This is a genomic window from Leifsonia sp. 22587 (assembly GCF_052044215.1).
In the GTDB taxonomy this organism is placed as follows: Bacteria; Actinomycetota; Actinomycetes; order Actinomycetales; family Microbacteriaceae; genus Leifsonia; species Leifsonia shinshuensis_C.
Genome location: NZ_JBQENB010000001.1, coordinates 167,626 through 174,853 on the forward strand (window position 1 = coordinate 167,626; position 7,228 = coordinate 174,853).

Consider the following 7,228-nt stretch of genomic DNA (forward strand, 5'->3'; position numbering starts at 1 on the left):
CCACTCACGGTTGGATGGACGGCGACGGCCGGCGCGCCGGCGGCGGGTCAGGCGACGGACAGCAGCGCGGCCGCGACGACGGCCAGCACGAGCCCCGCCCACTGCACCGGGGCGACACGCTCCCGCAGCACGATGGCGGCGAGCAGGATGGTGCCCGCCGGATACAACGCGACGAGGACGGACATCGTGGTCAGATCGCCCAGCCGTAGCCCGAGCAGGATGAGCAGGTTGGCCGACGCGTCGAGGGCTCCGGCGGCGACGGCGATCCCCGAGCCGCGAGCGTCGAGCCGCGGGCCGGTTGCCGCACGGCGGCGGCTCCGCAGCACGAGCAGGGCGACGACCGACCACATCACCGCCCCGTTCACCGCGCGGTTCGCGATCAGCGGGACGACGCCGGAGTCCGACGGCGTCTGGTCGAGCAGGATGAGGAACACGCCGATCATCGCGCCGGCCCCCACCGCCATGAGCAGCGCGCGGAGACTCGGCCGCACGGCGCCCTTCTCGGGGACGAAACCGACGAGGACCACGGCGACCAGCGCCATCCCGAGCGCGATATAGCCGAGCACCCCGAAGCGGTCGCCTCCCAGCAGCCCCCACGCCATCGGCACGAGAGCGGACACCAGGGCCGTCAGCGGCGACAGGATGCTCATCGGCCCGAGCGCGAGGCAGGCGTAGAGCAGACCGACCGCGATGGAGCCGACCAGCCCCGACAGCGCGCCCCAGCCCAGCGCGGCCGCGGACCAGACGCCTCCGGCGAGCGGCAGCGCGAGGAGCAGCAGGAGGAGCCCGCTGATCGCGCCGACAGCGGTGGTGCGCACCGGGCCGATGCGCCGGGCGGCCACGCCGCCGAAGAAGTCGGCGGAACCGTAGACGATGGCGCTCAGCAGCCCGAGGACTGCCGCCGGCATCAGCTCCCGGCCAGACGGTACGTGTGCAGCACGGCCCCGCCGGCGAACCGGTCCAGGGCGGCGAGCTCGAACGTCCACTTCTCGTGGTCGTCCGGGAAGATGCGCAGGCCGCCTCCGACCATCACCGGGTAGGTGAGCAGGCGCAGCTCGTCGACGAGCCCCCACACCAACAGCGACCGGACGAGGGATGCGCTCCCCGCCACCAGGATCGGGCCGCCGTCGCCCTCCTTCAGGGTCGCGACGGCGGAGCGGACGGGCGGCTCGAGGGCGGTCGCGTTCCACGTCAGCTCGGCCGGCCGGGAGGTGGCGACGGACTTCGGCATGGCGTTCATCTTGTCGGCGAACTCGCCGTCGCGCGGCGGCCAGGCGTCCGCGAACTGCTCGTAGGTGCGGCGTCCCAGCAGTAGGGACTCGGCCTCGAGCACCTCCCGCAGCTTGAAGGCGCGGAGGTCCTCGGTGCTGAACGGGATGGTCCAGCCGGAGTGCGGATGCGTGGGCTCGCCGCCGGGAGCCTCGACGACGCCGTCGAGGGTCATGAACTCGGTCACGATGAGCCGCCGCATGTGGGCGATGGTACCGGAGCAGGGGTGTGGACGGGCGGGTTCTCCACAGATCCGTCGCAGCCCGGGAAGCCGTCAGGGGCCGCCGTTACGATCGATGCATGAGCGACACCTCCGGCTGGGTCCCCGACGACAGGGATGCGCCTCCTCTCGATGAGGAGCCGCCCTTCCCCGAGTACGACGACCCGTATGCGGGCGCTCCGGAGTGGGAGGGTGCTGGGCCGGCGCCGGCGCTCGCTCGGGCGGCGGCTCCGGTGGTGCCGGGCGTGCGCGCCACTCCGCCGCGTTTCGGCACGGCGCATGAGGCGTTGCGCACGGTGTTCGGCTACGACACGTTCCGCGGTCAGCAGCAGGAGATCATCGAGCGCGTGGCCGGTGGCGGCGACGCGGTCGTGCTCATGCCGACCGGCGGCGGCAAGAGCCTCTGCTACCAGATCCCGTCGCTGCTACGCGAGGGCACGGGCGTGGTCGTCTCCCCGCTCATCGCCCTCATGCAAGACCAGGTGGATGCGCTCATCGCCGTCGGCGTGCGCGCCGCCTTCCTGAACTCCACGCAAGACGGCGCGGCCCGTGCCGCGGTCGAGCGGGCGTACCTCGGCGGCGAGCTCGACATCCTCTACGTCGCCCCGGAGCGCCTGTCGTCGGAGTCCACGAAGCGCTTCCTCGAGCGCGGCCGCATCGCGCTGTTCGCCATCGACGAGGCGCACTGCGTCTCGCAGTGGGGGCACGACTTCCGGCCCGACTACCTGGCCCTCTCCGAACTCGCCGACCGCTGGCCGGACGTCCCCCGCATCGCCCTGACGGCCACCGCGACGGAGGCCACCCACCGCGAGCTGACGTCGCGGCTGCGGCTCGAGGGCGCCGAGCACTACGTCTCCGACTTCGACCGGCCGAACATCCAGTACCGCATCGTGCCCAAGGCCGAGCCGCGCAAGCAGCTGCTCGACTTCATCACGCGCGAGCACCCCGGCGACGCCGGGATCGTCTATGCGCTGTCGCGCAACTCGGTGGAGAAGACGGCCGAGTTCCTCTCGTCGCGCGGCTTGACCGCGCTGCCGTATCACGCCGGTCTCGACGCGTCGGTGCGCGCAGCGACCCAGTCCCGCTTCCTGCGCGAGGAGGGCGTGATCGTCGTGGCGACCATCGCCTTCGGCATGGGGATCGACAAGCCCGACGTGCGCTTCGTCGCCCACATCGACCTGCCCAAGTCGGTCGAGGGCTACTACCAGGAGACGGGCCGTGCCGGGCGCGACGGCCTGCCGTCGACGGCGTGGCTGGCGTACGGCCTGCAAGACGTGGTGCAGCAGCGCCGCATGATCGACGACTCGCCGGGCGACCTCGCGCACCGTCGCCGGATGACGCAGCACCTGGATGCGATGCTCGCCCTCTGCGAGACGGTCCAGTGCCGCCGCGTCAATCTGCTGGCCTACTTCGGCCAGAACTCCTCGCCGTGCGGCAACTGCGACACCTGCCTGACCCCGCCGGAGAGCTGGGACGGCACCATCCCCGCCCAGAAGCTGCTGTCGACGGTGGTCCGCCTGAAGCGCGAGCGCAACCAGCGGTTCGGGGCCAGCCACCTGATCGACATCCTGCGCGGCAAGCGCACGGCACGCGTCGAGCAGTACGGGCACGACGCCCTCGCCACCTGGTCGATCGGCGACGACCTGTCCGAGAGCCAGTGGCGCGGGGTGGCCCGGCAGCTGATCGCCCAGGAGCTCCTCAAGCCCGAGGGCGAGTACGGCGTGCTCACGATCACCCCGGCGAGCGCCGAGGTGCTCTCCGGCGCCCGCCCGGTCATCCTGCGCACGGAGCCCGATCGCCCCGAACGCGCTGCCCGCTCCTCGCGCAGCAGTGCGTCCTCGGCCGACGCAACGCTGTCGCCCGCCGACGCGGACCTCTTCGAGGCCCTCCGCGGCTGGCGCGCCGCCCAGGCCCGCGAGCAGTCGGTTCCCGCCTACATCGTCTTCTCCGACGCGACCCTCCGCGCGGTGGCCGCGGCCCGCCCCGCGACGTCCTCCGATCTCGACGGCATCCCCGGCATCGGGGCGAAGAAGCGCGAGGCCTACGGCGAGGCGCTGCTGGCGGTGGTCGCGGCGTCCGGCGCGGCGGCTCCGGTCGCGGGGTAGGGGCATCGGGGCTCGGGCGCTCTCGTCGCGGTGTTGGCGGGGGCAGAGGCGCCCGCGCGGCCACCGCCGACGGAAGCTACCGTCGGAGATCTGCAGCCGTTCGTCGGAGATCTGGCCGATAGCGCCCCGATTCTCCCTCTCCAGAGCGTTGCGTCGGAGATTTGGGTACCTCTTTCCGACGCAAGGGGTGGCCCCTGAGACCTGTCGGGCATGTGTCGGAGATCTGGCCGGGCACACCCCGGTTCTCCTTTTCCGGCGCGTTGCCTCGATAGCCAGGCCCGCCGTCCCGGACGCAGAACGTACGTCGGAGATCTGTGACCGTGTGTCGGAGATCCGGCCGGTTACGCCCCGGATCTCCTTCCCCAGAGCGTTGCGTCGGAGATTTGAGCACTGCTTTCCGACGGGAGCACCTGCGGGAGCCCGACGAACGCAAGCACCTGCGGGGGCCCACCAGCGCAGACACGCGGAGAGCCCGGCCGCCAGGCGACCGGGCTCTCGGATGCGTACGCGTCAGGCGGCGCGCCGACGCCCGCCGCGCGCAAGCAGGAGCGCGCCCCCGGCCCCCGCGAGGAGCAGCGCCGCGCCCAGCGGCACCGTCACGTCGGAGCCCGTCGCGGCGAGACCGGCTCCAGTCCCGTCCGCGGCGACGGCGGCCGCCGCCACCGTGATGGCGACGCTCGCCGTCGCGCCCGACGTCCGGCCCAGCAGCACGAGCGTGTGCGCCCCGGCCGGAACCGTCGCGGGAATGGTGACCGACGCGGTGACCGATCCCGTCGGCCCGGCCGTGACGACCGCGAGAAGCACGGGGTCGGAGTGCAGCCACACCTCCACCTGCTCCCCGGCCGCGAAGCCCGTCGCCGTCACCGAGACCTGCCCGCCGGCCGCGACCGACCCGCTGGAGACGGTCGCGACCGGGGCAACGGGAGTCCCGCCCCCGCCGGACCCGCCGGACCCGCCCGACCCACCAGAGCCACCCGACCCACCGTTCCCCCCACCCGGAAGCACCGTGCACGACACGGTCCCCTGACGCAGCGCGTGACCGCCGTCGTTGGTGTCGTCCGCCCAGATCGCCGGCTTCAGCCCGTTGACGCACTCCGCCTGCGGCGCGACCGCGAAGCCCTCGTTGTTGTAGTCCGGCATCCCGCTGGGGCGCGCGAATGCGGCCGTCACCTGGAACGTCCCGGCCCCCGTCCCGCCGGATGCGACGGTCAGCAGTTCGTGCTGCCCGTGGCACGTGTCGTCGCAGACCGCCCAGATCGCCTGCCGCTCGGCGTCGAACTGGAGGTCCATGACGCCGGGCATCCCGGTCGAGACGGTCGCGACGCGCGTGAATGCGCCGGATGCCGCCAGCGCGTAGGCGTAGACGTTGCCGTTCGCCTCGAGCCCGGCGAAGAACAGGCCGCTGCCGTGGCCCGGGTACCGCGCGGGGTCGTACGCCTGGCCGGTCGTCGCATCCACGAAGCCGTTGCCCGTGAGGTACGCGTCCGGAACCCAGGTCAGCGCCTCGAGGCCCAGGTTCGCTGCCACGGCGGGGAGGTCCGCGGTGAGGTTCCAGTCCGCCGTGGCCGTGAGCGACGTCCCGGGCTGCGACGGGTCGAAGCGCAGGATGGCCGGGCGGCTGACCGTGTTGGCGGAGTTGTTGCGCTCGGTCGAGACGTAGATGCCGCCGTCGGGGCCGGCGCCCGTGATGGTCACGCCCTCCGAGTCGGGGTCTCCCGTGCCGTCGGTGTAGTGCAGCGCCTTGCCCGCACTCCAGCCGTTCGCGGTGTCCGGCGTCCAGGCCGTGCCGTTCCAGAGCAGGCGGAACAGCGTCCCGGGGCCGTTCTTGACCGCCCAGAGCACGCCCGGCGCACCGGTGCCGGAGGCCTGGTAGTACAGGCCGCTCATGTTCCCGCCGAGCAAGTTCGCCGCATCCACCTCGCGGATGTCCGACCCGCCGGGCCACGCGGCCAGCTGGACGTCTCCGGGGCACGCGTTCGGGCCGTTCTTGGTGGATGCGCCGGTCGTCGTGAACGCGCCGGTCCCGTTCGGGCAGCGGCCGTAGGTCGTCGTGGCGTGCGCCGTCCACGTATACGAGTCGATGAGCGTGGACCCGTCGGGCGCGAACAGCCGCGCCTGGTCGGCGCTTCCCAGCCCGAACAGCGAGGAGACGTCCGCGGTGTAGTACCCGCCGGCTGCCAGGGTCGTGCCGGTCGGGATGACGAAGGCGTCCGTGTCCTTGTCGTCGCGCAGGATGTAGCCGCCCAGGTCGGCCGCGGTGGCGCCGGTGTTGATCAGCTCGATCCAGTCGGAGGTGTCGCCGTCCGACTCCACCTCGTTGATCTTCACCGAGACGGGCGGCGTGCTGCAGTCGTTCGCTGCGCCCTGCGTGGAGGTCGTCGTGTTGCGGAACGCGCCCGTGCCGTCGGGGCAGCGACCGTACGTGACGGCGGCGTGCGCCGTCCATGTGTAGCTGTCGACCAGCGTGTGCTGCGGGTCGAAGAGCCGCGCGGAGTCGCCGCTGCCCAGGCCGAAGCCCAGCGTGGCGTCGTCGATGACGACGTAGCCGCCGGCCGCGATGACCGAGCCGGACGGCAGCGGCACAGCGGTGTGGGTGTCGTCGTTGTCGAGCACCGACCAGCCGGTGAGGTCGACATCCTGGGCGCCCGTGTTCTTCAGCTCCACCCAGTCGGGCCCGCCGCCGGGGGCACTGGACTCGACCTCGTTGATGACGACGGACGGCGTGGCCGCCGACGCGGGGGCCGCTGCGGCGAGCGCCGCGGTGGCGCAGAGCCCGGCGACCGCCAGTGCGGCCAGCCCTCTCCAGTGAGTGCGCACGGATGTTCTCCTCGGGATGACGTGGTGCGGGTTCCGGGTGCGGCACGGATGCCGGCAGCGTCGCTGAGAGGACGCTCAGACGCAGCCTCCGGGATGCGGGCGAACGCGCGGTGAACGGCAGCCGACGATCGGGTGGCGCGGCGCGCATCCACCTCGGCGAGGGCTGTACCCCATGCACTTCGGGCCGTACCCCTTTGCGAACCGCGCGGTGCAGGGTACGGTGCGTGATTCATGCGGGCGACCAGGGAATTCCTTCCGGCCGCCCGACGTTATGACATTGAACGATTACTGCGGCGATCTCGAAGGAGGAAGCAGGAGATGGCACGAATGATCGAGGAGCTCGAGGACGAGACCGGCGCCGTCATCAAGTACAAGCGTCACGCGAACGGTCGGGGACTCGTGTCCCCGACGGCGCGGGTGGCCGAGTCGGCTTACATCGAGCCCACGGCCTACGTGGAGGCGGATGCACGCGTCGGGATCGACGCCTACGTCGGCGCGGGCAGCTGGATCGACAAGGGGGCCACGGTGGGTGACCGCACCTTCGTGGGCGCGAACGTCCACATCGGCGCGGGATGCGTCGTCGGCTCCGGCGTGAAGATCGGCAGCGGCGCGAAGCTCGGCGAGAACGCGATGGTCGGCAACGGCGCGCGCATCGAGCGCGACGCGCAGCTCGCCGCCGGGTCCGTCGTGGAGCTGAAGGGTTCGGCGGCGGCTCGCGCCGCCCTCGCGACCCCGCTCCGGGCGCCGCGTCCCCAGCAGGGGCGCGACCTGCGGACCCCGCGGGCGCCCCGCCGGGCGGCCTAGCCGGATCGGCGGC

5 protein-coding genes are annotated in these 7,228 nt (G+C 72.6%); 2 read left to right on the forward strand and 3 right to left on the reverse strand.

Translation table 11 applies throughout. From position 1 onward, the window contains the following. Positions 1 to 47 precede the first annotated feature (47 nt). Positions 48 to 908, reverse strand: a complete 861-nt coding sequence (locus tag ACTJI1_RS00815; RefSeq protein ID WP_440741164.1) for an EamA family transporter — start codon at positions 906 to 908, stop codon at positions 48 to 50. Beyond that, entirely contained in the window at positions 908 to 1,471 is a 564-nt protein-coding gene (locus ACTJI1_RS00820) for a dihydrofolate reductase family protein (RefSeq protein WP_440741165.1), read from the reverse strand. The genes ACTJI1_RS00815 and ACTJI1_RS00820 overlap by 1 nt, the downstream gene beginning before the upstream one ends. A 98-nt stretch (positions 1,472 to 1,569) precedes the next feature. On the opposite strand from ACTJI1_RS00820, the gene recQ reads away from it, so the two are divergent. Then, complete coding sequence (gene recQ, locus ACTJI1_RS00825; protein ID WP_440741166.1) at positions 1,570 to 3,594, forward strand: DNA helicase RecQ; 2,025 nt, start codon at positions 1,570 to 1,572, stop codon at positions 3,592 to 3,594. A 510-nt stretch (positions 3,595 to 4,104) separates the two neighbouring features. Here recQ and ACTJI1_RS00830 read toward each other — a convergent pair. Continuing rightward, entirely contained in the window at positions 4,105 to 6,411 is a 2,307-nt protein-coding gene (locus ACTJI1_RS00830; protein ID WP_440741167.1) for a lamin tail domain-containing protein, read from the reverse strand. Between the two features lie 318 nt (positions 6,412 to 6,729). On the opposite strand from ACTJI1_RS00830, the gene ACTJI1_RS00835 reads away from it, so the two are divergent. Next, the gene (locus ACTJI1_RS00835) at positions 6,730 to 7,215 is read left to right on the forward strand and encodes a DapH/DapD/GlmU-related protein (protein ID WP_310131531.1); all 486 of its coding nucleotides are present in this window, start codon (positions 6,730 to 6,732) and stop codon (positions 7,213 to 7,215) included. Positions 7,216 to 7,228: the final 13 nt, after the last annotated feature.